This is a genomic window from Longitalea arenae, assembly GCF_016924755.1.
In the GTDB taxonomy this organism is placed as follows: Bacteria; Bacteroidota; Bacteroidia; order Chitinophagales; family Chitinophagaceae; genus Niastella; species Niastella arenae.
The window spans coordinates 1,068,940-1,095,562 of sequence record NZ_JAFFJX010000001.1; the positions used below are offsets into that span (position 1 = coordinate 1,068,940).

Annotated in this window: 16 protein-coding genes and 1 pseudogene; 15 read left to right on the forward strand and 2 right to left on the reverse strand. The window is 47.2% G+C overall.

What is annotated here, in order from left to right:
• Positions 1-23 precede the first annotated feature (23 nt).
• Complete coding sequence (locus tag JT717_RS04515; RefSeq protein ID WP_205508977.1) at positions 24-1,391, forward strand: DNA recombination protein RmuC; 1,368 nt, start codon at positions 24-26, stop codon at positions 1,389-1,391.
• A 187-nt stretch (positions 1,392-1,578) separates the two neighbouring features.
• On the opposite strand, the gene JT717_RS04520 is transcribed toward JT717_RS04515, so the two are convergent.
• Entirely contained in the window at positions 1,579-2,361 is a 783-nt protein-coding gene (locus JT717_RS04520) for a DeoR/GlpR family DNA-binding transcription regulator (protein WP_205508978.1), read from the reverse strand.
• Positions 2,362-2,773: 412 nt separating this feature from the next.
• On the opposite strand from JT717_RS04520, the pseudogene JT717_RS04530 reads away from it, so the two are divergent.
• The 10 genes and pseudogenes from JT717_RS04530 to JT717_RS04575 all read left to right on the forward strand — a co-directional run bounded on the left by JT717_RS04530 (position 2,774) and on the right by JT717_RS04575 (position 17,824).
• Positions 2,774-5,923 (forward strand): annotated as a pseudogene (locus tag JT717_RS04530) (SusC/RagA family TonB-linked outer membrane protein).
• A gap of 22 nt (positions 5,924-5,945) precedes the next feature.
• Positions 5,946-7,475 carry a SusD/RagB family nutrient-binding outer membrane lipoprotein gene (locus JT717_RS04535; RefSeq protein ID WP_205508981.1) on the forward strand — a complete coding sequence of 510 codons (1,530 nt, stop codon included), beginning with the start codon at positions 5,946-5,948 and terminating at the stop codon, positions 7,473-7,475.
• Positions 7,476-7,666: 191 nt separating this feature from the next.
• On the forward strand, positions 7,667-9,304 hold the full coding sequence (locus JT717_RS04540; protein WP_205508982.1) for an alpha-L-fucosidase: 1,638 nt from the start codon (positions 7,667-7,669) through the stop codon (positions 9,302-9,304).
• Between the two features lie 3 nt (positions 9,305-9,307).
• On the forward strand, positions 9,308-11,605 hold the full coding sequence (locus tag JT717_RS04545) for a family 20 glycosylhydrolase (RefSeq protein WP_205508983.1): 2,298 nt from the start codon (positions 9,308-9,310) through the stop codon (positions 11,603-11,605).
• A 15-nt stretch (positions 11,606-11,620) separates the two neighbouring features.
• Complete coding sequence (locus JT717_RS04550; RefSeq protein ID WP_205508984.1) at positions 11,621-12,937, forward strand: gluconate:H+ symporter; 1,317 nt, start codon at positions 11,621-11,623, stop codon at positions 12,935-12,937.
• A gap of 23 nt (positions 12,938-12,960) precedes the next feature.
• A complete protein-coding gene (locus JT717_RS04555) occupies positions 12,961-13,422 on the forward strand; it encodes a RidA family protein (protein WP_205508985.1) in 462 nt (153 codons plus the stop codon).
• An 87-nt stretch (positions 13,423-13,509) separates the two neighbouring features.
• Complete coding sequence (locus tag JT717_RS04560; protein ID WP_240347809.1) at positions 13,510-14,547, forward strand: sugar kinase; 1,038 nt, start codon at positions 13,510-13,512, stop codon at positions 14,545-14,547.
• Between the two features lie 115 nt (positions 14,548-14,662).
• Positions 14,663-15,772, forward strand: a complete 1,110-nt coding sequence (locus JT717_RS04565) for a dipeptidase (RefSeq protein WP_240347810.1) — start codon at positions 14,663-14,665, stop codon at positions 15,770-15,772.
• Between the two features lie 533 nt (positions 15,773-16,305).
• Positions 16,306-17,391 (forward strand): glycosyltransferase, encoded by a 1,086-nt coding sequence (locus JT717_RS04570; RefSeq protein ID WP_205508986.1) that lies wholly within the window; start codon positions 16,306-16,308, stop codon positions 17,389-17,391.
• A gap of 28 nt (positions 17,392-17,419) precedes the next feature.
• Entirely contained in the window at positions 17,420-17,824 is a 405-nt protein-coding gene (locus JT717_RS04575) for a hypothetical protein (protein ID WP_205508987.1), read from the forward strand.
• A gap of 6 nt (positions 17,825-17,830) precedes the next feature.
• On the opposite strand, the gene JT717_RS04580 is transcribed toward JT717_RS04575, so the two are convergent.
• Entirely contained in the window at positions 17,831-18,400 is a 570-nt protein-coding gene (locus JT717_RS04580) for an RNA polymerase sigma factor (protein ID WP_205508988.1), read from the reverse strand.
• 149 nt (positions 18,401-18,549) lie between these two features.
• On the opposite strand from JT717_RS04580, the gene JT717_RS04585 reads away from it, so the two are divergent.
• The 4 genes from JT717_RS04585 to JT717_RS04600 all read left to right on the forward strand — a co-directional run bounded on the left by JT717_RS04585 (position 18,550) and on the right by JT717_RS04600 (position 26,611).
• A complete protein-coding gene (locus JT717_RS04585; protein ID WP_205508989.1) occupies positions 18,550-19,554 on the forward strand; it encodes a FecR family protein in 1,005 nt (334 codons plus the stop codon).
• A gap of 33 nt (positions 19,555-19,587) precedes the next feature.
• Positions 19,588-23,310 carry a SusC/RagA family TonB-linked outer membrane protein gene (locus JT717_RS04590; protein ID WP_205508990.1) on the forward strand — a complete coding sequence of 1,241 codons (3,723 nt, stop codon included), beginning with the start codon at positions 19,588-19,590 and terminating at the stop codon, positions 23,308-23,310.
• Between the two features lie 4 nt (positions 23,311-23,314).
• Positions 23,315-24,928, forward strand: coding sequence for a SusD/RagB family nutrient-binding outer membrane lipoprotein (locus JT717_RS04595; protein ID WP_205508991.1), 1,614 nt, complete (start codon positions 23,315-23,317; stop codon positions 24,926-24,928).
• 240 nt (positions 24,929-25,168) lie between these two features.
• Positions 25,169-26,611, forward strand: coding sequence for an alpha-L-fucosidase (locus tag JT717_RS04600; RefSeq protein ID WP_240347811.1), 1,443 nt, complete (start codon positions 25,169-25,171; stop codon positions 26,609-26,611).
• Positions 26,612-26,623 lie beyond the last annotated feature (12 nt).

Sequence of the window (26,623 nt, forward strand, 5' to 3'; positions counted from 1 at the left end):
ATTGACCCATCAATACCGTTGACATGGAAACTGTTTTAATTGTCTTATTGGTGGGTATTCTGCTGATAACCATCATAACGCTGATTATTGCCTGGAAAGGAGCCTCCGCCCGCAACAATACAGACTGGATGGCCGTGAAATATAAACTGGAGAACATGACGGCGGAGCTTGCCCGCTTTGAAGCGGCCGTAAAGCAGGAACTGGTGACCAACCGCCACGAATCGGGTGATAATACCCAACGTTTACGCGCCGAACTGGCCGCTTCCCTTAAGAATTTCGGCGACCTCATTCACCAAACCATGGCCAATGCCAGTACCGTACAGAAAGATAATTTTTTTGCCTTATTGAATAAACAAAGTGAGCAGAACAATGCCACTTCAGCCCGGCTCGATCAAATGCGCGAAACACTCGAAAAGAAAATGGCCGAGCTGCAAAACGGCAATGAACGCAAGCTCGATGAAATGCGCGCAACCGTAGACGAAAAATTACAGAAAACACTCGAGGCCCGCTTGGGCGAATCTTTTAAACTGGTGAGCGAAAGGCTCGAAGCCGTGCATAAAGGGCTGGGTGATATGCAGCAGCTGGCCACCGGTGTCGGTGATCTGAAACGGGTGCTTACCAATGTAAAAGCAAGAGGCGTGTTGGGTGAATACCAACTGGAAAGTATCCTCGAACAGATCCTGACTATTGATCAATACGGACGGAATGTTAAGACCAAGGAAGGTTCCAATGCGCTGGTAGAGTTTGCTATAAAACTCCCGGGCCGCAGCGATAAGGAAAAAGCCGTATGGCTGCCCATTGATTCAAAATTTCCCAAAGAAGATTTTGAAGCGCTGATGGATGCTTATGACCAGGCATTGCCCGACCTTATTGAAGAACATCGCAAAAGTTTTGTCAAAGGCATCCGCAAATGCGCGGTAGACATCAGCAGTAAATATGTTGATCCGCCGAACACAACAGACTTCGCCATCCTCTTCTTGCCCTTCGAAAGTTTATATGCCGAAGTATTGCGCACCCCCGGCCTGTTTGAATCCATCCAGCGGGAGTATAAGATCATTATCACAGGACCTACCACCCTGGCGGCCCTGCTCAACAGTTTGCAAATGGGATTCAGGACCCTGGCCATTGAAAAAAGATCAGGAGAAGTGTGGCAACTACTCGGAGCGGTAAAAACGGAGTTTGGAAATTTTGGCGGTATCCTGGAAAAAACACAAAAGAAATTGCAGGAAGCCAGTAATGTAATAGAGCAGGCCGGCGTACGGTCAAGGGCTATTGAGAAAAAGCTGCGCGCTGTGCAGGAATTGCCCCGCGAAGATGCAGTGGCATTGATCGGGAAACCAAACCCTTTACAGCTGGATGAAGAAGCTGACAATGCGGAAGAACATTTGTAAAGCCGGACTGTATGCCGCCCGGCCTTACGAAATAAATCTAACAACTGCTGTATGCCATTAATAAAAAGTGTAATGTTAACACTGAATATTAACAGTGCGCAATATACGCTAAAAGGGGCAGGCGCCTGTAATTGCTGCTAATGCACTCAAGTAAATAGTTATCCACTTTCTATTTACCGTAATAAGACTATAAAAGAGTGAGGTTTTTAGCTTTGTAAGCCTGCAGCTCATTGCTTTCGGGAGCCAGTTCAGTGACCAGGTAATCGATCTCGTTCACATCGGCAATTTTCATTTGCATGGCCGAGTTTAGCTTTTCAGAAATGGTGAGCACGGCTACTTTTTCAGCCGCCTTGATCATGGCTTTTTTTACCTGGATGGTTTCCCAATCGGAATCGGTGAGCCCGCTATTCGCATCAATGGCATTGATGCCTAAAATGCACAGGTCGGCTTTTATATTACTGAGGTATTGAAACACTTCACCGCTTACCGTCATCTGGCTGTAGGTGGAGATCTGTCCACCGATCATGATGGTCTTGATCATCGGTTTGTCGAGCAATTCAACAGCCGTAAGTACGTTAACCGTAATAAAAGTGGCCCTTAGTGTAGTAGGTATCTTTTTAATGAACTCCCGGATAGTAGTTCCCCCACCGATCAATACGATCATATCTTCTTTCAGCAGCTGCACCGTCTTATCGGCAATCACTTCCTTATTTTGCTGGGAGTAAGTTTGGGATTCATGGCCAATATGATAGGCGGCCGACATAACGCCTCCCTTAATGCGAATTACCTGTCCTTCTTCGGCCAGTTCATTTACATCACGGCGAATGGTATCTTCTGATACATCTATCAGTTTTACCAGGTCGGTGAACATTAAACGGGTATGGATATTCACCTGTTTGATGATCAGCTTTTTTCTTTCCTTTTTTTGTAAGGCAACAGGCGCCGGCGTATTTGGGTTGTTATTTGCCATAAACTGTTCAGACGTTAATTGGATCAGGTTTTCTTTCCAACTGACAAAATTCAATATTTACATTGATATAATGTGGCTAAGGCTTGAGCTATTTCTTTTTTGAACACCGATCTGTGCTTCAGTTCCCTAACGAATTCTTCTTCTGCAATTATTGCAATAGTACAAAGATTGCAAATATTTCGCAAAGTGCTGCATGCCCGTTGGTAATCGCATTGTTTATTTTCTCATTTTGTTGATACTCAAGTGAAAAATTTCTAAACTTCTCAGAAATATAAGATGGCAACTTTTTTAGCTTTCCGCCTTATTTGCATGGTTGAGGATTTTATTTGCAAATAATTTGCAGAAATTGCATTTTGTTCTTTAAATTGAGACAGAATTCGCAACGTAACCAAACAGTCTCAACAAATCGCTTATGAAACGAGTCAAACTAATTGCTTCGGGCAGTCTGCTGCTATGTTTCCATTTCCTCATCACCCTCTCTGTTTTAGCGCAAACTGCAGCCTTAAAAGGAGTGGTTAAAAATGAAACCGACCAGTCTGCCATTCCCAATGCCACCGTAACCGTGGTTGCCGGCAACAGCCAAACCTCAACCACCACCGATCTCAGGGGCAACTTTACTTTAAACGTACCTGTCGCCGTCCGTTCATCTTCCGTTCAATTAGTGGTCACCTGCGTTGGGTATGAAAAAAAACAGCTTCTTATAGACCCGGCCCAGAGTACGGTAACAATTGTATTAAAAGCAGGCAACGGAGATATGCTCGATAATGTAGTGGTAACAGCACTGGGCGTGAAAAAAGACCGCAAGTCGGTAGCCTATGCCGTATCTGAAGTAAAAGGAAGTGAATTTACCCAGGCCCGCGAAAATAATATTGCGAATGCCCTTTCGGGAAAAATTGCAGGCGTTAATGCCGTAGGTTTATCAACCGGTCCCGGCGGCTCAAGCCGGGTAACCATTCGCGGTAATGGTTCTATGATCGGCGATAACTAACCTTTATATGTTATTAATGGAATGCCAATTGATAATACCGTTCCCGGCGGAGCGCCTACCGTGAACGGTACTACCAGCAATGTTGATAAAGGAGATGGGATCGCTGGCATCAATCTGGATGATATCGAATCTATCACCGTGCTCAAAGGCGGTACCGCCGCTGCCTTGTATGGCTCACGCGCCAGTAACGGCGTTATCCTCATCACTACTAAAAAAGGCCGGGCGCAAAGAGGCATCGGTGTTGAATACAATTCCACCTTTACTATGGACAATGTTGCCGTGATCCCCGATTTTCAATATGAATATGGTCAGGGATTGGATGGCGTAATGCCAACGACCCTGGCCGCAGCGCAGGCATCCGGCAGAAGATCATGGGGTGCTCCCATTGACGGTTCTACCAATTATATGGGCGTAGATGGTAAAACCCATCCCTATGTTGCCCAGAAAAGAAATTTCCAGAATTTTTATCAGACCGGTACCACCTTCACCAACAGCATTGCTTTTTCTGGCGGAGGCGAGAACTTTACGTACCGCTTCTCCGCAGCTGACCTCAACAGCCGGGGCATTTTACCAGGCACCACGTATAAACGAAAGACTTTTAACGTAGCGTTGAGTGGCAAACTGGGTTCCAGGTTAAACTTTGAAGCCCTTGCCCAATACAATCTCGAACAGGGGCATAACCGCACCGGCGCAGGCGATGCATTGGGTAATCCCAACTGGACGCCACTGGAGATTGCCAATACCGCCGATGTACGCTGGCTGGCTCCTGGCTATGATTCTGCCGGTAATGAAACCATCTGGAACGATGCGGCTATCGCTTCGAACGGTTATTTTGTAATTAATAAATGGAAGGAAGACGATGTGAAGAACCGCTTTATCGGTCAGGCTTCTGTCTCCTATGAGCTTTTCAAAAACCTGGTGGTGAAAGGAACCGTGAGCCGCGATTTCTATAACTATAATTACGTAAATATCTTACCCACCGGCACCCTCTATACACCTTTAGGTGAATATGTGGGCCTCAAATCGGATCTGTCTGAAACCAACAGCATGTTGAATGTTACTTATAGGACCCGGTTTGCTGAGCATTTTGGTCTTACGGCCATGGTGGGTGCCAACTCTAGGAAATATGAGAACAAGGATTTGAGCATGACCGGCAAACAATACATTATTCCCTATTTCTACAGCTTCTCCAATCTGGCTTCTTCCACAACCCGGCCCTTTACTGGCCGCTCTACCACCAATTCTGTGTTTGGTTCTGCTGACCTTGATTTCAAGAACCTTTTCTTTCTGACATTTACGGCACGCGAAGACTGGTTCTCAACATTGAGTCCGAAGAACAACCATATTTTTTATCCCAGTGTGGGCGGTAGTTTGATCCTGTCCGATGCCTTCAATATGCCATCTTTTATCAACCTGGCGAAGATCCGCGGATCATGGGCGCAGGTAGGCGGCGGAGCGCCTGATCCCTATGCCATTAACCTCACATATAGTAATGTGCCCAGTTCGGGGCAACCCCTGCTGAATGTTACGCAGGATCAATCGGCGCAGAACGCTATTTCCAATCCTAACCTGAAACCATATACGTCGACCACGTATGAAGCCGGTGTTGAATTGCAAACCTTCAATAACCGCCTGGGTATCGACTTCACCTATTACAACCGCAAAACGACTGACGATATTGTTAAAACGACCATTTCATCTACTTCAGGTTATAGCTCCGTGATCATGAATGTGGGCGAGTTAAGAAATCATGGCATAGAATTATTATTGACCGCTAAACCTGTTCGCCGCGGCAATTTCAGCTGGAATGTAAGCTATAACATGGCTTATAATGAAAGTAAGGTAGTGGAACTGGCGCCCGGTTTAACTTCTGTTCAAATTGCCAGTTCTGTGGGCGGCTGGGGTTTGTTACAACATATAAAAGGTCAGCCATATGGTACTATTGTAGGCACGCGTATGAAACGTGATGCGCAGGGCAACGTGATCTTCAACAGGGGCAATCACCTGCCGGTCATGAGCGACCTGATGCCATTGGGTAATAGCGTGGCGCCCTATACCATGGGACTTACCAATGAATTCAGGTATGGTAATTTCGGCCTGAACGTGTTGATAGACGGAAAATTCGGAAATAAGGTCTTCTCGATATTCGAATTGTATGCAACCCGCATGGGCAAATTGAAAAGTACCCTGCCCGGCCGCGATAAAGGTTTGCAGTTAACCGGGGTTGACCAGAGCGGCGCTCCCTATGACACCACCATTACCCAGGCCGGTGGTGTATTGCGCAACTACTACGATAATTATAAAGTGTATTCTGAACTCTTCCTGCACGATGGCAGCTTTATCAAATTGCGCCAGGTTATATTGTCGTATAATATTCCGGTCAATAAAATAAAGATTGCAAAGATCCAATCGGCCAGTGTTTCATTCGTTGCCCGCAACCTGTTCATCCTGTACAGAGAAACCAAAAACTTCGACCCTGAGCAAAGCTTTACCAATAGCAATGCACAGGGCTTTGAGTCCATCGGCCTGCCACGCACCAGGTCCTACGGGTTGAACCTTACCATTAAATTATAATCACTTAAACAGAAAGAACATTATGAAGAATATACTTAAATATACAGGTGCTGTGTTGGGAATGATAGGTATGGTTTCACTACAATCGTGCGACAAGGATTTCGAGGAAACAAATACCAATCCGGATGCTACTGGCAGGGTGATACCACAATATGTTTTTACCAAGGCGCAATATGATGGTACTTCCAATATGCTTAACTTTCTATTGGGCACCATGCAATATACCACCAGTTATAACGATGTGGCGGGTTTTGGTTCCAAGTATAATGCAGCGCAGATCTCGCAAACCTATGCCGCTTTTAACAATGCCTACCCAAATGAGATCAATGAACTGGGCATTGTGATCAAGGCGGTTAAGGATGATGAATCGAAAATAAATCTGTACGCCGAAGCCCGGATCTGGCGGGTATATTGTTTCAGCCGTTTGACCGATCTGTATGGCGATATTCCCTATTCGCAGGCCGGACTGGGCTATGATTCCTCTGTTTATAAACCGGCTTATGATCCGCAGCAGGCGATATATGCAAATATGTTAGCAGAGCTGGAAGCTGCTGCCCAAAGCCTCGATCCTGCAAAGCCTACTTTTGGTGCAGCCGATCTTATCTACGGGGGCGCCACCGATAAATGGAAAAAGTTCGCTTATTCTTTAATGTTGCGCCTGGGCATGCGGATGACAAAAGCAGATGCCAATGCGGCCAGAACCTGGGTTACCAAAGCCATTGCCGGTGGTGTTATCACGGCAGATGCCGACATTGCCAAAATGAGTTATTTAAGTGCAGGCCAGGATATCAATAAGAATCCATTGGCGCTGAACCTCTGGAACAGCGATTATATAGCCCAGAATGGCAATACCAATACCGAAGGCGGCAAGTACCAGGATGTGTTTATCACTTATCTGAAGAACACCAATGATCCGCGCCTGCCGGTGATTTCGGTAGTATGGAACAATGGTGTGCCCGATACATCGGTAGCCCTGCAAAAAGGGATGCCGGCTACCCTTACCAATGCGAAGCCCGCCAACTTTGTAAGCTTTTCTGAACCGAATCCCAAGACCATTTTATTACTGAATTCACCCCGGTTGGTTTTTACCGCTGCCGAATCATATTTTCTGATGGCGGAAGCGGCCTTACGCGGCTGGTATAATGGGGCTACGGCAAGCGCCTTGTATCAGAACGGCATTCAGGCAGCTTTGCGGCAATGGGCGATCATTGGCGGAAGCGCCGGTACCATTCCTGCGGCTGCGATCAATAATTATGTAGCAGCCAATCCGCTCAATACTGCCGGCACATTCGACGATCAGATGAAACAGATCTATACGCAATTCTGGGTGAGTATTTTCCCCGATGCGCAGGAAGTATTTGCGAGCTTCCGGCGTACCGGCTACCCTGCATTGGCGCCCAACAATTATGCAGGCAATGCTACGGGTGGTAAATTTTTCCGGCGAATGCTGTACCCGCTGACTGAACAAACCCTCAATACCGAATCGTATGCTGAAGCGATCAGCCGGCAGGGGGAGAATGATCTGTTGACCCGTGTGTGGTGGGACAAGTAATCAATGGGCAATTGGCAATGGACAATTGGCAATGGACAATTGGCAATCGGCAATGGGCAATGGACAATTGGCAATTGGTACTCAGATCAAGGATCCTAAAGTTTCTCGTACATATTACAAGTAGGTTTTAAGTGTAACAGGGGGCATGTCTATGCCCTCTTTAATTCAACTAACCCTAAGTTCTGGATGCTATGAAAAGAATCTTTCTTGTGTTTTTTTGTTTGATCCAATGGCTGATGGTATGGGCGCAGCACGATGTTGTAAAAGATGGTGAAGCCAGTGAATACAATCTTAATAAGCCGGAGCGGGAAGAATGGTTGCGCAATGCCGCCGCCGGCTTGTTTATTCATTTCAGCCTGGATGCACAATTGGGCATTGTGATCAGTCATTCCCTGGTGGGCGCTTCAACAGATTATGTAAACCGGTATTTTAATGAGCTGCCAAAGACATTTGATCCATCGCGCTTTGATCCCGGAGCAATAGCTGCCCTCGCAAAACTGGCGGGCATGCAATACATCATGTTCACTACAAAACACCATTCCGGCTTTTGTATGTGGGATACAAAAACAACCACATTCAACATCATGAATACGCCCTACCATAAAGACCTGTTGAAAGAATTCGTTGAGGCTACCCGTAAGGCAGGATTGCAGGTGGGATTTTATTTCTCGCCCGAAGATTTTCACTTCCTCCACACCCACGAAATGCTCATCAGCCGGGATGATGTGGTCATGAGTGAGGTGGTGAAAAAAGAATTCGATGCATTCACCCGTGCTCAATGCGAAGAGCTGATGACGAACTATGGAAAGATCGATCTTTTGTTTATTGATGGCGAGCCAAAGGAAGTGGTGAAAGCTACCTGCTGGAAGCTGCAGCCTGACATCCTCATCACCAGGGGAGCGCTGAAAACAACCGAACAGATGCTGCCCGGTGTTACCATTCAAAAACCCTGGCTCTCCTGTATTACCATTGGCACCGCCTGGCAGTTTCAACCCACCAATGAGCGGTATAAATCCGGTACGGCATTAATTGAATTACTGATAGAAGCCAGGAGTAAAGGCGGATCCTTACTCTTGAATACCGGACCAAAACCCGATGGCGCTATGGCCAGCGAACAGGAAGACAGGCTGCGGGAACTGGCTGCCTGGTATTTTATTAATAAAGAAGCGGTAGATAGTGTACAGCCCTGGGTCATCAGCCGGGAAAAGAATATCTGGTTCACGTCAAAAAATAACAAGCAAACAGTATATGCCCTGGTAACGGGCTTACCCGCTTGGATAGAAGGTGAGCAAAAAAGTTTTACGCTGCACTCGGTAAAAGCCAGCGCCAACACTGCCATCAGTGTGCTGGGCCAAAACGGCATCATCCAGGAATACAAACCAGGAAAAAAAGTAAGTCCGTCCTATAAACAAACTGATACCGCACTGGTGGTATCGGTCTTCCGTACCCAACGCATTTACGACGATCATAAATGGCCCAATCCGCTGGTGATCAAACTCACGAATGTGCAGCCGGCCATTGAAGCCGTTCAGGTGGTAACGTTAGATGCCCATTCATCCGCATCAGCCCTTGTTTTGTCGGGCAAAGTATTAAACTTTAAACCAGCCACAGTTATGAAAGCCCGTTTTTATTACCGGCCCTATCATGGACAGATCGAAGACCTGTACACCGGCCCCTGGACAAAATCGGTCACCGTACCCATTGACAATAAGGGTGGTTTCAAATCCATTATTAACGGCTTGAAAAAAGGGCAGGTATACGAGTACAAGGCCGTAGCAATTTATAGCGGAATAGAACTTGAAGGCGACAAAAAATTGTGGCAACCATAAGTTATGCATTATAAGCGTATATACAGGATCGCTATTACATTGATCAGCTGGATGCCCATGACCACAGGGGCGCAGGCAAGCAAAAAACCGTTTGCTGCCCTGATCCCTATGCCGGTGCACATAGAGCAATCGGGTGCGCCCTTTTATATTACTGCAGCGACGAAAATTGTAGCGGCTAATAAAGGCTTGCATAGTATAGCCGGGTTGTTAAACGGGTATCTGGCAATGGCAGGTGGTAAACAATTACCGGTAATTACTGCTGGGCCAAAGGAAAATTACATCCTTATTGAAATTGATTCATCAGTCATTTCCCAATCAGAAGGGTACCGGTTGCGGATTGATAAAGGGGCGATCCAATGTACCGGCCGCGATGCAGCTGGGCTCATGTACGGCTTGCAAACCCTGCGGCAGTTATGGGTTGCCGGAAAAAATAAGTTTAGCGTGCCAGGCTGCATGATCAATGATCACCCGCGGTTTAACTACCGAGGCATGTCGCTCGACGTTAGCCGGCATCTGTTCCCGGTTTCATTCATCAAAAAGTATATTGATCTGCTATCATTATACAAGTTCAATACGTTTCACTGGCATTTAACAGATGACCAGGGCTGGCGAATAGAAATTAAACAATATCCGAAGCTGCAATCGATCGCGGCCTGGCGCGATGAAACATTGATCGGTCATAAAAAAGAGTCACCGCATCGTTTTGATGGCAAACGCTATGGCGGTTATTATACGCAGCAGGAAATAAAAGAGATCGTACAATATGCTGGCGACCGCCAGATAACCATTATTCCGGAAATTGAAATGCCCGGTCATGCATTGGCGGCTTTGGCTGCTTATCCCCGGCTGGGCTGTACCGGTGGCCCCTACAAGACCGCTACTTTCTGGGGCGTGTTTGATGATGTGTATTGCGCCGGCAATGATAGCACTTTTACTTTTCTTCAGAATGTACTCGATGAGGTACTGGCGCTTTTTCCCTCACGCTATATTCATATCGGAGGTGATGAATGTCCGAAAAACAGGTGGAAAGCCTGTGCCAGATGCCAGCAACGCAAACAGCTTTTGCAACTGCCCGATGAACATGCCTTGCAGAGTTATTTCATTCAACGCATAGAGAAATACCTGAACAGTAAAGGAAGGCAGATCATTGGCTGGGATGAAATTCTCGAAGGTGGTCTGGCCCCGAATGCAACGGTCATGAGCTGGCGGGGCGAAGAAGGCGGGAAAGCAGCTATTGCCCAACATCACCGGGTGATCATGACGCCGGAAGCATATTGCTATTTTGATTATTACCAGTCATTATACCCGGAAGAACCACTGGCGGCCGGCGGTTATACGCCTTTACAGAAAGTATATAGTTATGAACCATTGCCGGCTCCGGCCGATTCAGTAAACGAACAATTTCTCGCTGGCGTGGAAGGACAGGCCTGGAGTGAATATTTTACCAGTGACGCAAAAGCGCTGTACATGATCTTTCCGCGGGCCCTTGCACTGGCCGAGCTGGCCTGGACGCCCCCTGGCAAACGCAATTACAAAAATTTTCTGCAACGCCTGCGGGCACAAAAAACCTTGTTACAACAGGCAGGTGTTCCTTATGCAGCGACATTCGATGAGATCGTTTTTCAATCCGTTCACTCTGCCGGCAATACGGTACAAGTCAGCTTGCAAAGCGCACTGCCCCAAAGCATCATCCGGTATACCATTGACAACAGCGAGCCCGGCAGCGAAAGCGCCGTATATTCCAAACCCATCGTGCTCTCAAAAACAGCTACGGTGAAAGCCGCATTGTTCGATGAACAGAAACAAAGGGTGGGCCGGCTATTTAAGCAATCATTCCGGCTGCATAAAGCAGTGGGCGCACCGGTCGTGCTTCAAAACAAAGCGGTGGACCGGTTTAATCCGGGCCCTGCTGTATTGGTAAACGGATTGACCGGCAGCAGCCGGTATAACGACAGCCAGTGGCTTGGTTTCAGCGGCAATGATCTGCAGGCAGTGATAGATCTGGGCCAGCAACAAACGGTTCACCGGTTGGCATTGCAGGTGCTCAATTATCACTGGCAAAGGATGTGGGCGCCGGTGTGCCTTCAGTTGCTGGCATCGAAAGACGGCCATTTATATACTGAACTGTACCGGCAGGATGCATTTCCAGTGAACGGCATCAACAAAGTGGAAGTGCCGCTGCAGGCGGTACAGGCGCGATACATTAAGGTCATTGGTATAAACAAAGGCGTTATACCCGGGGGTGAATATGGCGCCGGCGGCAATGCTCTTTTACTGATAGATGAAATAGTAGTTGAATAAACTCAATATGAAAAAATGTCGATAGCAATAGTCCTGATATGCATTTTGATCCTGATCCTGCTGATCACCTGGGGCAAGCTGAATACGTTTCTGGCTTTCCTGCTGGTATCGGTAATGGCCGGCTTTTTATTGAAGCTGCCTGGCGAAAAGATCATAACGGCTGTTCAGCAGGGAATGGGTGAAACCCTGGGTTCGCTGGTGAGCATTATTTGTTTGGGCGCCATGCTGGGCAAACTCGTGGCAGAGAGCGGGGCCGCACAAAAGATCGCAACTGTATTAATGAATGCATTTGGTGTGCGTTACCTGCAATGGGCGCTTATGATCACTGGTTTCATTATTGGCATCCCCTTATTTTATGGCGTAGGATTCGTATTGATGGTCCCCCTGATCTTTTCCGTAGTGTACCAGTATAAATTACCCGCTGTATATATTGGGCTGCCCATGCTGGCGGCCCTGTCGGTTACACATGGTTTTCTGCCACCGCATCCATCGCCTTCGGCATTGGTTACACAATTCGGGGCCAGTATGGGTGTAACCCTGTTGTATGGATTGCTTATTGCCGTTCCGGCCATTGTGCTGGCCGGCCCATTATTCACGAGAACCATTAAACATATAGCAGCAGAACCATTGGCAATGTTCCGGCCACAAGCCATTGAAAAAGCAAAACTGCCTGGAGCTGCCAATAGTTTTATCACATCTTTGTTACCTGTCTTCCTGATCACGGCTACAACTGTGCTAAATTATTATTTTCACACCCATAAGTCAGTGAAGAACGTTTTGGTGTTACTAAGCGAGCCGGGCCTAATTATGCTCATCTCGGTCCTGATGGCAGCTTATACCCTGGGTATTGCTTGCGGCCGAACGATGAAAGCTGTGATGGCGATCTACAGTGAAGCGGTTAAGGATGTTGGTATGATCCTGCTCATTATTGCCGGCTCTGGTGCATTAAAACAGGTACTCACCAGCAGCGGCGTAAGCCGGCAGATTGCCTCGGCCCTGGAAAGCTGGCCTGTACATCCTTTGGTATTGGGCTGGTGTATGGCCGGCATCATCCGCGTTTGTGTGGGGTCGGCTACTGTAGCCGGACTCACCACCGCAGGCATCATAGCTCCTTTGTTGGCAAAGAGCTCCGTAGATCCTAACCTGATGGTATTGGCTGTAGGTGCTGGCAGCTTACTGTTCTCGCATGTAAACGATGCCGGTTTCTGGATGTTCAGGGAGTATTTCAACCTGAGCATAAAGGATACGATCAAAACCTGGTCCGTGATGGAAACCATTGTAGCTGTAGCCGGCCTGGCGGGTGTCATGTTATTAAGTTATATCGTAGGTTAAAAATAAATTTCAAATCAAACCAAATGAACGCAGAAGAAAGATTCAACAAACTGGGATTGAGATTACCGCCTGCTCCCGCCCCTTTGGGAGTATATAAACCTTATTTGATCGATGGAAAGTATTTGTATTTATCAGGACATGGTCCTGTTCGCGAAGACAAAACCCTGATCATTGGCCGCATTGGCAGCGAACTGGATATTGAAGAAGGAAAACTGGCTGCGCAGCAGGTAGGCCTCACTATGTTATCAACGATCTGCACGCATGTGGGCAGTTTGAATACAATAAAACGGGTGATCAAAATACTGGGAATGGTTAATTGTACGCCCGACTTCGAACGGCATCCTTATGTAATAAACGGTTGCAGTGAATTATTTGCTGCCATATGGGGCGAGGAGAACGGCATTGGTGTTCGCAGCGCCGTGGGCTTCGGTTCCCTTCCCGATAATATACCGGTGGAAATTGAAGCGATGTTTGAGTTAGAGTAACGTTGACAGGGTCCATAAGATGTCACCGCCGATAAAAGATGGAAATGGCGATTCCCGAATTTGTGCTATAATTGTTAAAACCACTTGATGATGATGTCGCCCGTTAATGGTCCGGTACAGGTAACAGCATTTGGTGAATTCCTGATGCGGTTGCATTGCGGCGGATCACAACGTTTTTTACAGACCCGCGAATACACCGTTTATTATGCCGGAGCAGAAGCCAATGTTTGTGTATTATTGTCCCGCCTCGGTATAAGTACCAGCTATGTTACCCGGGTTCCGGATAATGATCTTGCGCTGGCCGGATTGGCACAATTGAAAAGCCATGGCGTGGCCGTTAACCATGTAGTGTTTGGTGGCGAAAGGTTGGGACTGTACTTCACGGAGCCGGGTAATCATATCCGGCCAACCCGGGTGATATATGATCGTACCGGCTCTTCCTATGCAAGCCTGCAACCAGGTATGATCAACTGGCAGCGGGTCTTGAATGATACCCGCTATTTTCATTGGTCGGGCGTAGCGGCTGCGGTTTCCCAAAGCGCCGCCGATGTATGTGCCGAAGCGTTGACAGTAGCCAAAGAAAAAGGCGTTATCATTTCTGCAGACCTCAATTATAGAAGCACGTTATGGAAGTATGGTAAAAAAGCAGGCGACATTATGCCTGCTTTATTACAAAACAGTGAAGTGGTGGTAGCCGACCTGGATGCTGCTGCCGTATACTTCGGAATAAGCACCGATGCCAATGCATCACTGGAAGACCGGTTCAAACAATGCGCTGAAGCATTACAAAAATATTTGCCGCGCCTGAAAACGCTGGCCATGAGCTTTCGCAAAACCGATGGAACAATACACGAGTATTCAGGTGCTCTCATGCACAATGGCCGCTATTATTTTTCGGCCGCTCACCGCCTGCCCCTGGTAACCGACCAGATCGGCAGTGGCGATGCGTTCACTGCCGGTATGTTATATGGATTGCTGCATGGTTATGAACCTGCCGCAACCATTGCATTTGCAACGGCCTGCGGCGCCCTGAAGCAAAGTATTCCCGGCGATTGGGCCATGCTCACGAAACAGGAAGTGGAGCAGTTTATACAAATGGGCGCATCGGCCAGAATAATCCGGTAAGCCGGTTATGGTGAATGGCCAAGGGTGAATGACCGAAAAAAAGTGAAGACCCAAGGCTTGAAATAAGAGTACGGGTGAATGGCGGCGGTAATGAATGTCACGAATTAATAATTAAATGCTTAAAAAACTCCGCCACCCGGCGGAGGAAAGAGAGAATATGTTTACCATAGATGCACACCTCGATCTGAGCATGAATGCCATGGAATGGAACCGCGACCTGCGGCAGCCGGTTATGGAAATTCGTAAACGCGAGCTTGGAATGACCGATAAACCAGACCGTGCGAAAGGTACTGTGGCTTTACCCGAGTTAAGGCAGGGCAATATCGGGTTGGTGGTAGCTACACAAATAGCCCGCTATGTTGCGCCGGACAATCCTTTGCCGGGTTGGCATTCGCCTGAGCAGGCCTGGGCGCAAACGCAGGCGCAGCTGGCCTGGTATAAAGCCATGGAAGCAGCCGGCGAAATGGTGATGATAAAAACAAAAGACGATCTGGACAGCCACGTGGCCCTTTGGCAGAATGGAGCGCCGAATGATGATAAACCCATCGGTTATATCCTGAGCCTGGAAGGCGCCGACTCCCTGGTAACCCTGAAACATCTTGAAACTGCCTGTGAATACGGGCTGCGGGCCGTTGGCCCGGCCCATTATGGCCCCGGGCGCTACGCCAATGGAACCGATGCCTCCGGTAAACTGCAGCCAGCAGGTAAGGAATTGCTGCGTGAAATGGCGAAGTTGAACCTGATCCTGGATGCCACCCATCTTTGTGATGATGCTTTCTGGGATGCGCTGGAAATTTTTACCGGACCTGTTTGGGCAAGCCATAACAATTGCCGGGCGCTGGTAAACCATAACCGCCAGTTCAGTGATGATATGATCAGGGCATTGATAGAAAGAGGGGCGGTGATCGGCGGTGCGCTCGACGCCTGGATGATGGTGCCGGGTTGGGTGCGGCAGCAATCTACCCCCGAAGCTATGCAGTGTAACCTCGATAAAATGATCGATCACCTCGATCATATCTGCCAGCTGGCGGGGAATGCCCTGCACGTAGGTATTGGCACCGATCTGGATGGCGCTTTTGGCAAGGAGCAATCACCTTATGACCTGGAAACCATTGCCGATCTGCAAAAGATACCGGCCCTCCTTGCGAAACGGGGATATTCATCTGCCGATATTGAGCTCATTATGCATGGCAACTGGTTGCGTTTTTTGTGCCAGGCCTGGTAATGGCTGCAACCATTAATGTTTAATGGTTTTTGTCTGCAAGTATATATCTTTAAACGATTGTGGGTAATGCAAGCAAATTAGCTTTCATTTAAATGTGGAATTATAAGCCCGCTGGCCCTGTTTTCATGGACTATCCCAGGTAAATATGAATTCGGGGTAAAAATAATAACCGACTGGTTATTAGCAATTTACCTGGTAATTTTTAAGCGCGGTGTCTTTTAAGGAAAGTTTTATGAACAATAGGCATAAAAATGGCTTATAGCTGCATGGCTGCCTCGCGCGGTCACAACACTGAGCAACGATACCCTCCCCTCAACAATCAGGGCCCTGGAAAGCCTAATACTGATTTGTAGCAGCTTCCATATTTACTTTAACTGCATAATGGCATACAAACATAATAAGTGGTATGCGTGAACAAAACACTGTTATGCACCCAACGGCTATATAATATGCCGCCGTACTGTTATAATTTTAAATAAGCACCATGAGCAAACTATACTTTATAGTATTTAATTGATTTATAGAACACTTATATGAAGATCGTACATGTAGTAGAGCCTTTTGCTTCTGGGATAGCGGCATTCGTTCAATCCATCGTTCAAAACCTGCGCGACGACTATCATATCGTTATTCATGGCGAACGCGAGTATGTGATGAGTTCTTCGGAAATAATAAAATATTTTCCCGATGATAATGTACAGTTTATCAGGTGGCGTTCGGCGCAGCGCAATATCAGCCTGGTAAAAGATACGGCCGCCCTGCTGGAGCTCTGCCGCTTGTTAAGAAACCTGAAGGCGCGCGATATGGTTGATGCCGTGCACCTGCATTCTTCAAAAAGTGGTTTCCTGGGCCGGCTGGCCTGCCGCCTGATGAATATTCCCAATGTGATCTATACGCCGAACGGCGCTCCCTTTCTGTTAAGTAATATGAACGCTATTAACGTATTATACAAACTATTCGAAAAGGTGGGGTCCTCCTTTGGCGGTAAAGTGGTTTGCAGTTCGCAATCGGAGCGCGAGGCGTACCGCAAATTAGGCATCAAGGCACTGAGCATCAATAATGGCATTGCCATACATGCCCGCCATAGCAGTAACGATACACCGCCTGAGTCGGCCAGGTTCCGCATCATTACCTGCGCCCGTATTGTACCACAAAAGAATCCGGCTTTATTTAATGCGATCGCCACTTATTTTAAAGGTTTCGATCAGTTTGAATTTATCTGGGTAGGCGACGGGGAGGAAAGGCATCTGCTCACTTCTCCCAACATAACTGTTACCGGCTGGCTGAAACAGTCGGAAGTGCTGCAGTTGCTCAACGGTGCCAATTTATATTTATCAACGTCCCAGTACGAAGGGTTGTCCTTTTCGGTACTGGAAGCGTTGTCGCTTCGTAAAACCGTGCTGTTGCGGGATTGCATCGGCAATCGGGACATTGTAAAAAAGGGCCTGAACGGGGATCTTTTCACCAGTGCACAGGAGGCAATTGTTAAAATTTTCCAATATTATAACAATCCTGCCATGTTACGGGTGATGGGCGAGTATTCCGGCTGGCTCTGCCATAAAGAATTTAATGTAGATGCAACGTGTTCACTGTATCGGAGTCTCTATGAAAGGGTATAAAAGTGATAAGCATAAATATAGAACCAATATGGAAATTTCTGTAAACGGGCACAAAGGCATAAATGAAAAACCGAAGGGATTGGCTAATGGACATGCAACAAGCGATGTCTCTTATAAGCACATCAACGAAAAGCTGGAAAAGATCACCCAATATCTTTTGCAGGAAATTGACAATAAGCAACGCACCATTGCAGACCAGCGGCAGGAAATTGAAGCATTGAAATGGCAGATCAGTAAAAAAGCGGAGGAAGTGGCTGATCTTCAACGACAATTGAGCCAAAGCGCTGAAAGTACAGAAGGGCACCGCCAGCTCATCAATAAATTATTGAATGATATCGCCCATTTTCAGAAAGATATCGACTGGTACAAAAGGACTTATGAAAAGAGAAGCATCCTGGGGGTATTAAAGGATAAACTGCTCAAAAAGAAATAAGTATTACTAACACAGCAGGAAACACACAAAAGCCACGGTCGTCAGCAGTTTTTTTAATGATTTAATGGACTGGTACAGCAGGTTGCGGGCCGCCTGGTAATTAATATTCATTATTTCACTTACTTCTTCATAACTCAGTTCCTGATAATACTTCAGGTAAATGATCTCCTTTTGCCGGTTCGAGAGCCGGGCGAGGGCCTGCAATACCCTGGCTGTTTTTTCGGCATCCAACTCCCTGCCTACCAGCAGGGATTCGTGGCTTAGTTCAAACAGAGCATCGCTGTGATTTTCATTGAAGGGACCGGCGGTCTTCCGCTGGTGGGCCCGGTACAGTTTATATTTCAGTGATTTAAATAAATAGGCTTTTACCGATTGCACCTGGGTCTGGCTCTTGTTCTGCCAGAGTTCGGTGAATAATTCCTGGATACAGTCCTCCAGCACATCGTTGCTATTGGTGAGTTTGCTGCCGTATTGAACGAGGGGTTCATAATAGCGACGGAACAACAAAGCAAACGAATCGTGATCGCCTTTCTGGTAGGCCTCCCATAATGCTATATCCGGCTGATTGGCTATCAATGTATTATACAGCTAAGCTAGTTTTGTGAGTATGAAACAGAAACAAATGTGAATTTAGGATATGTTTTATTCGAAATTGATAAAAAAGCGGAAAAATATGATTACAAAAATTGATTTTGCAGTACTAAATTAGAAGCGAAACCTAATATATGGATGTATCGATCAATACTGTTGAAGAACTGTTAAGTGATGAGAGCTTTTTGGCGTGGTATTTTAAATCCGACCCACAGGCAATAGATCAATGGAACACCCGGATAGCCAGTGATCCTCTGCAAAAAAAACGGGCCGATGAAGCCGTACAACTGCTTACCACCATTACCCTGAAAGAGCAGCAGGTTGATGAGCAACGCCTTTTAGAGGCGGAGCAAAAACTATTAAAAGCCACCGGCATCGCCGATGAGAACCATCTTTCCGGCCGGGTGCTTCCCATGCGATCGCGCCGAATTAAATGGTGGGCCGCTGCTGCAGCTGCTGCAATTATTTTCTTAACTTCAATTATATTTTGGCAATATAGCCGCACAGCCGGCAAACTCTCAATACAAACCGCCTATGGGGAAACCCGGCAGGAAATATTACCCGACGGATCGCAGGTAATGCTGAATGCCAATACCACCCTTGATTACACGAAGTGGACTGCGGGCAAAGACCGCGAAGTGTGGGTAAACGGCGAGGCCTTTTTCCATGTAAAGAAAACAGCTCAAAAAGACAGGTTCATTGTACATACCGGCCATTTTGATGTGGTGGTAACAGGAACCCAATTCAATGTTATTAACCGGAATAATAAAAGCAATGTTTTGCTGAAAGAAGGGAGTGTTACGGTTCAGCGCGATGCGCATCAGGTGAAAATGTTGCCCGGCGATTACGTTGAATTCAATAATAGCGGTATTCAAAAGAGAACTGTCAACAGCGCACCTGTTCTTGCATGGACTGAGCGTAAATTCATATTTGAGAACACTCCTATGAAAGAAGTGGCTTCACTGGTAACCGAACTGTATGGAATAAAAGTTACCCTGGCCGATGAAGCAGTAGCCGCTTCATCAATTTCTGGCATCATGCCCAATGATAACCTGGAGGTTTTTTTACAATCATTGGAAGCCTTACCTGAATATGATGTAGTAAAATCGGACAAAGAGATTCTGATCAGAAAGAAATAAAGACCAGGCAGGTTTATGTTTTAAAATCTGCGTATGAGGAAAAAAGGCTCGGAGAGATTTCTCCGGGGATGTTTTTTCACGGTTGCCTTAATGATTGTTTGCTGCGTAGATGGGCAAGTTGGTGTTTCATTGAACCGGAAAAAGCCACCCCGGCAATCTTTACATGCAGGCGTTTCAACCCCGGCAAAAGATACGACTATTGCCCGCCAACCCCTTTTTGCCATACTGAAACAATTGAATCAATCAAAAGGCATCTTCTTTCTTTTCTCGAATAAAGCTTTTGGCGATGTACTTGTAAGACCGGTGATCAATAAGAACCGGCCCGTTGAACAAATACTCGAAGAGCTGCTTCAGTTCACCGGCCTGCATTATAAAAAAGTAAATGATAAGACCTTTGTCATCATCGCCGCCGCTCCGCTCACGAAAAACACCGATGCTCCTGACGCCACAGAATTAAAAAATACCGCAACAGAACGAAAACGTTCACTCGTAAAAGGCCGCGTAACCAGCGTAGACGGAAAGCCACTGGCCAATGTAAGTGTTTGGGTGAAGGGCAGTATTCGGGGCACGACCACCAATGCCGATGGTGAGTTTGACCTGGAAGGCACAAAAGGCGATGTACTGCAGCTGACAAGTGTTGGCTATGAGAAAAAAGAGATCCATCTGCATAATTCCGGCCCCATCATATATCTCAATGCACAACTCGCGGTAGAAGACAACCTGATGAATGAAGTGGTGGTAACCGCCCTTGGTGTAAACAAATATTCCCGCTCCCTCGGTTATTCATTAAGCACAGTAAATGCAGAAGACCTTACCTCATCGGGTAACACCAATTTCGCTTCTGCTTTATATGGCCGTTCGCCGGGTGTATTGATCAATACGGCGCCCGGTGGGGCTACCAGTGCCGTTCAGGTTCAGATCCGGGGCGTGAACTCGCTTAACTTTAATGCGCAGCCTTTGTATGTAGTCGATGGCATCATCATTCGCAATGCCAATGAAAAAGGTATTGCCGGCATCAATAATGGTGGATACTGGGTCGATCCGCGCATTCGCGGCAATGGCATCCTCGATATTAACCCGGCCGATATCGACAATCTTTCCATTTTAAAAGGCGCCAGCGCCACGGCGCTTTATGGGTCAGAAGCGGCAGCCGGTGTGGTGGTGATCACCACCAAAAAAGGCAGTCCCAAAAAGCGATTGGGAGTGTCTGTGAATTATACCAATACCATTGAAAAGGCGGCTTTTTTGCCGAAATACCAGCAGATCTATGGTCCCGGCGCCGACCGGGCCACCAATCTCTCGGAAGGTGCTACAGAGGAAGGCTGGATCCCGGTTGATACTGATAGCGATGGCATCAACGACGATCTGCGGCCCAACTTTGCCGCCTATGCGCAGTTTGGACCCAAATTCAATAATCAACATGTGCCCTGGTGGGACGGGCAAATGCGCCCTTATACGGCGCATGAGAAAAATTACCGCCAATTATACCGCACGGGTTTCAATTCCATCTTGAATACCTCAGTAGCAAACCAAACCGATAAATTGTCTTACCGCTTATCGTATACCCGCAACGACTATAAAGGCATACAACAAGGAGGTGATCTGCAGCGCAATACCGTTCACCTGAACAGCAATATAAAGATCAACGATAAACTGAATGTAGATGTGATTGCCAACTATTTTAACAGCAAGGTGCATAACCGCCCTTACCAGTTGACCAGGATCATTGCCGCTTATGCCGGTTTTTTCAGCCGGGCCGAAGATATGTCGGTAGTCTTTGACAAGTATAAAACCAGTGAAGGGTATAAATGGGTGCCTTTTAACCAGGCACAGCGAAATCCTGCTGAAGCGCTGCGCTATAATGTGAAGAACGAAATGCTTGATTTTTTATGGATGCAGTTACGGAACAGTGAAGATGAGTACCAGGACCGTTTCCTCAATAGCGTAACCCTGCATTATGAATTGAACAAACACCTGAAGTTCAGGGCACGCCTGGGTAATGATTTTACCAGTTTGAAAACAGCGACCAAGCAATACAATGAGTATCCTACACGATTTAATGCTGCCAACAGCAGTACGGGGCAATATAAAATAGCCAATGGCCGGTATTCTATCCTCTATGGCGATGGACTGGTGACCTGGTCAAACAAATTGCACAATAACTGGAATCTTTCCGTAACAGGCGGTTTCCAGTCACGCAAAGAAACATTCAACGATCAGTCCTCAGAAACTACCGATGGCCTCTTGCAGGAGAACTGGTTCAGCCTCGAAAATTCTTTCCGCCCCGTAACCACCATAACCGACAGAAGCGCCATTTTGAAATATGCTTTCCTCGGCTTTTTTAACCTCTCATATAAGAATTACCTGTTTTTTGAAGGTACGGCCCGCCAGGAATATTCCTCTACTTTGCCGCCGGGCAAAAACAATTATTTCTATCCATCGCTTAATACCGGCTTTATCTTTAGTGAGTTGGCGAAGCTGCCGGCCTGGATCTCGTTCGGCAAACTGCGCGCCTCTGCAGGGATTGTTGGCAATGCACCGCCGGCTTACACGTCGCCGGTTGCTTATACCCAAAGAACGCTGTCGACCATGACCGGTCCCGTGGCCGCATTGAACTCACAAATGAATGCCGGTAATAACGATATTCGTCCGGAACATAAATATGAACTGGAAGTAGGACTGGAAACCATGTGGTTCAGGAACCGGCTGGGCTTCGATATAACCTGGTACAATAGCCGCACCATTGACCAGATCGTGCAATTGAGCATTCCGGCCAGCTCCGGCGCCATAACCAAACTGGTAAATGCCGGTGAATTACGCAGCAATGGCGTGGAAATGCGCTTACATGCTATTCCGGTAGCCATCAATAAAATTAAATGGACAACCCTGTTGAATGCCTCCCTGTCGCGTTCAAAGGTGAGCAAATTGGCGCCAGGCGTAAACAATATTGTATTTTATGAAGCCGAGCAAAACGCCGTAAGAATAGTGGCGGAAGAAAATGAGACGGTAGGCAATATTTATATTTATCCCCGGTTGAAAGACGATGCCGGCAACTATGTAATTGGGTCAAACGGTTTATATGTGATAGACAACAACCGCTATGAAAAAGTAGGCAATGTAATGCCCCGGCTTACCGGTGGTTGGTTCAACTCTATTAACTGGAAAAACTTCACCTTCGATTGTGCCATCGATTACCGGTTCGGTGGGAAACTGGTCTCTCCTCCATTGAAATATAATACCGGGGCGGGCATGTATGAAAGCACCCTGCAGTACCGCGATGCGGAACATGGCGGATTGCCTTACTATATTAACCAGGGTGGTGAAAAGATCTTACTGCCTCATCACCAGGCGCCGGCACCGGATGGCGGCAAAGTATACCATGATGGCGTTATCTTGCCGGGGGTAACCGTAAACGGAAAAGAAAATACCCAGATCGTGGATGCCGCCTATTATTATATGAACACCTTCATCTGGGGTGCTTCCGCAGTGAATGAAAGTGTTGTGGTAGACAATAGTTATATCAAATTGCGAGAGCTTGTATTGGGCTATACCTTACCCCAGAAGATCACTCATAAGATGCATTTCAACAGCATCCGGTTCTCGCTTATTGGCAGGAACCTCTTGTATTTCTACCGTACCCTCAAGAACATCGATCCCGAAGCCACCATTGGTTCCAACTGGATCAGGCAAAGTGTTGATGAAGGTTCCATGGCGGCAACGCGCAGTTTTGGATTTTCTGTAAACCTCGATTTTTAGAGAAATGACCAAACGGGTTCTATATATAATTTCCTGGGTGCTGTTACTGGCCTTACTGGCAGGCGGCTGCCGCAAAAAGCTGGCAGACCTGTATTATGATGCCGATCAAACGGTACAGCCTTCCATGGAAAAGTTCTTTACTGAGATGCTGCACAACGACCGCGTGCGGCCCTCTTACTGGAACATCCGCACTTTTGTAGTGCTGCATACCGGCATCTATACCCAATCGATAGGTTATTTAAACGCAACAACGGCTTACCAGCAGAACGCCGGCTACACACAGGACAGATGGAATGACTTTTACCGGCCCGGCACCGCAGCAGAAGGCGGTAATGGCGGCATAATGGCCCATTACCGGTTGATTGAATCGCTGTATGAATCCATAACCGATGAACAGCAGAAAAAAGAATTGAGCCATTTCTATATGGCGGCCAAAGTAGTGATGTTTGACCAGGCTTCGCAAATTGTTGATCTCTGGGGCGATATACCCTTCAGCGAAGCAGGCAGTGTAAGTAATTCAGGCAGGTTGATGGAGGCAAAGTTCGATAATGCTGCAGCGGTATACGATGCTATTCTCGATGGACTAAAAAATGCCGCCCTGTATTTTTCCAGCACCCAATTATCAGCCGCTGCACATGCCTCGTTCAGCAAGCAGGATATCTTATTAAACGGGCAATTCGAAAAATGGCAGCGTTATGCCAATTCCATCCGCTTGCGGCTGCTGATGCGGTCCTCCTTTGTAAATGAAGAAAGGGCAAGGAATGAAGCGCTGACCATTATCAACAATCCATCTTTATATCCGCTGATCGATGGGGAAGCGAATTATCTGCCGGCACAAACCGATGTTTTATTACAGCCGCTTACCAGCTATACCGATGACCTGCACCTGGCCCTCTCTGAAGTGTTCAACTACTCAGCGCCGGATCTTATGCTGAATACGGTAATGAAACCCTGTGATGATCCACGCATTCCCGTCATGTTCGATAAATATGGCAGAACAGAGGGCGATCAGTTCATACCCAATGCCGATTACAATGGGCTGCCGGTAAGTTTTAATGCCGAGCAGCAACAGGTGAACCTGGGCCGCTATGCCATACTCGATTCCGCCACATTTTTATTCAACAGCAAATTGCCGGGCATTGTGATCACGGCCGCGGAGGTAAATTTTTTAAAAGCAGAGGCCTGGGAACGCTGGGGTGGGGGCGATGCACAGGCGGCCTATGAGAAAGCCATCCGGCAGTCGATCGCCTTTTACTATTATTTAAACAGCCTGAACACGGCCACTCGTTTGCCCCTGGCGGCACCAGCGGCTGGTGTCATTGATACCTTTTTACAAAAGGATCAAATAAGATATACCGGAACGGTGAATGAGAAACTGGAAAAGATCTGGACCCAGAAATGGCTGCATTTTGGTTTTTTGCAATCGGTAGAGAGTTGGGCCGAATGCCGCAGGACCAACTACCCGGTTTTACAATTTTATCCTTCTACTTTGCCGGGCTATGAGTTGCCACCTTCCAGGCTGGTGTACCCCTCGAGTGAAACCTCATATAATGCAAACTATGCATCCGTGAAAGAAAAAGATCTGCGAAATGCCAGGATATTCTGGGATGTTAACTAAATCTAAGTTCGGGACTTTTTAAAATCCGGCATGTATCGTTGAAAATTCTTGGTCAGTACTTAGTTTTGGCCTCCCGTTTAATTCAATATCCTGTACCATTACCTTTTATTTTTTGTATTGCCATCTTAACAAATGACGCGGTCGTCTTCCTGTAGGGAAGCCAATTATTCATCTAAAAACCAGCATCAGCTTATGACCATTAGCAGTATTGCCCCTTTACAAGTCGCGAAACATTGGGTTTTGCGGAGCGCACTTTGTTTTTCGCTGACCGGCCTTTTGAACAAAACTACGGTACAGGCACAGGAGCAGGGCGTTCACCCGCAATCAACGAAGTATGAATGGCCTGCTGATCCGGCAGTAAAAGAAAAACTGGAAACCTGGCGCGATCAGAAGTTTGGAATGATCATCCACTGGGGCCTTTATGCCGTACCTGGTATGATCGAATCCTGGGCTTTGTGTTCAGAAGACTGGATCAGCCGCGACAGTACCAGTGATTATGGTGATTTTAAAAAATGGTACTGGGGCCTGAGCAAGGATTTCAATCCCGTTCAATTCAACCCCGAGCAATGGGCCCAGGCCGCCAAAGATGCCGGCATGCGTTACCTGGTTTTTACGACCAAACACCATGATGGATTTTGTATGTTCGATACCAAAGAAACAGATTTCAAGATCACGGCCGGACCTTTCGCCGGTAATCCCAAAGCCAATGTGGCCAAACATGTGTTTGATGCTTTTCGGCAGAAAGGATTTATGATCGGCGCTTATTTTTCTAAGCCCGACTGGCATTGCCCTTATTATTGGTGGCCAATGTATGCCACCCCCGATCGAAATAATAATTACGACATCCGCAAACATCCCTGGCGCTGGAATAAGTTCAAGGAATATACGTATAACCAGATCAGTGAGCTGATGCATGATTACGGTTCTATGGACATCCTCTGGCTCGATGGCGGCTGGGTGCGTCCGCTGGAAACGGTAACAGAAGAAGTAAAAGCCTGGGGCGCGGCCATACCTGCCTGGAGCCAGGATATTGACATGCCTACCATTGCCACCATGGCGCGCAAAGCACAGCCCGGTCTGCTGATCGTAGACAGAACCGTTCATGGCCCCTATGAGAATTACCAAACACCTGAACAACGGGTGCCCGATAAACAGCTTGATCATCCCTGGGAAAGCTGTATTACATTGGGTGATAACTGGGGCTATGTACCTGGCGATAAACTGAAATCAACCGGTAAGGTCATTCATCAATTGATTGAAGTAGTGGCTAAAGGCGGCAGCCTCCTGTTGGGCGTTGGTCCCAAACCGGATGGCACCCTGGATGCGCCTGCCGTGCAGCGGCTGGCCGAGATCGGCAGCTGGTTGAAAGCAAATGGCGCGGCCATCTATAATACCCGCCCTATTCAGGGTTATCAAAGTGGCAAAGTGTATTTCACGCAATCAAAAAATACCAGGTCGGTATATGCATTGGCGCTGCTCGATGAGAACAGTCCGGTGCCTGCTACCCTTGAATGGGATATTAATATTCCGGCCAAAGGATCGAAACTGAAATTGCTGTCAACCGGCGCTAATGTTAAATATGCGGTTAACGGTGAAAAAATAAAAGTGACAATACCGGCGGCCGTACAAAAAATGAAGGGTATTCCTGCACTGGCATTTGAGTTCGTGGTAGCCGGAGATTAACATAGCATCATT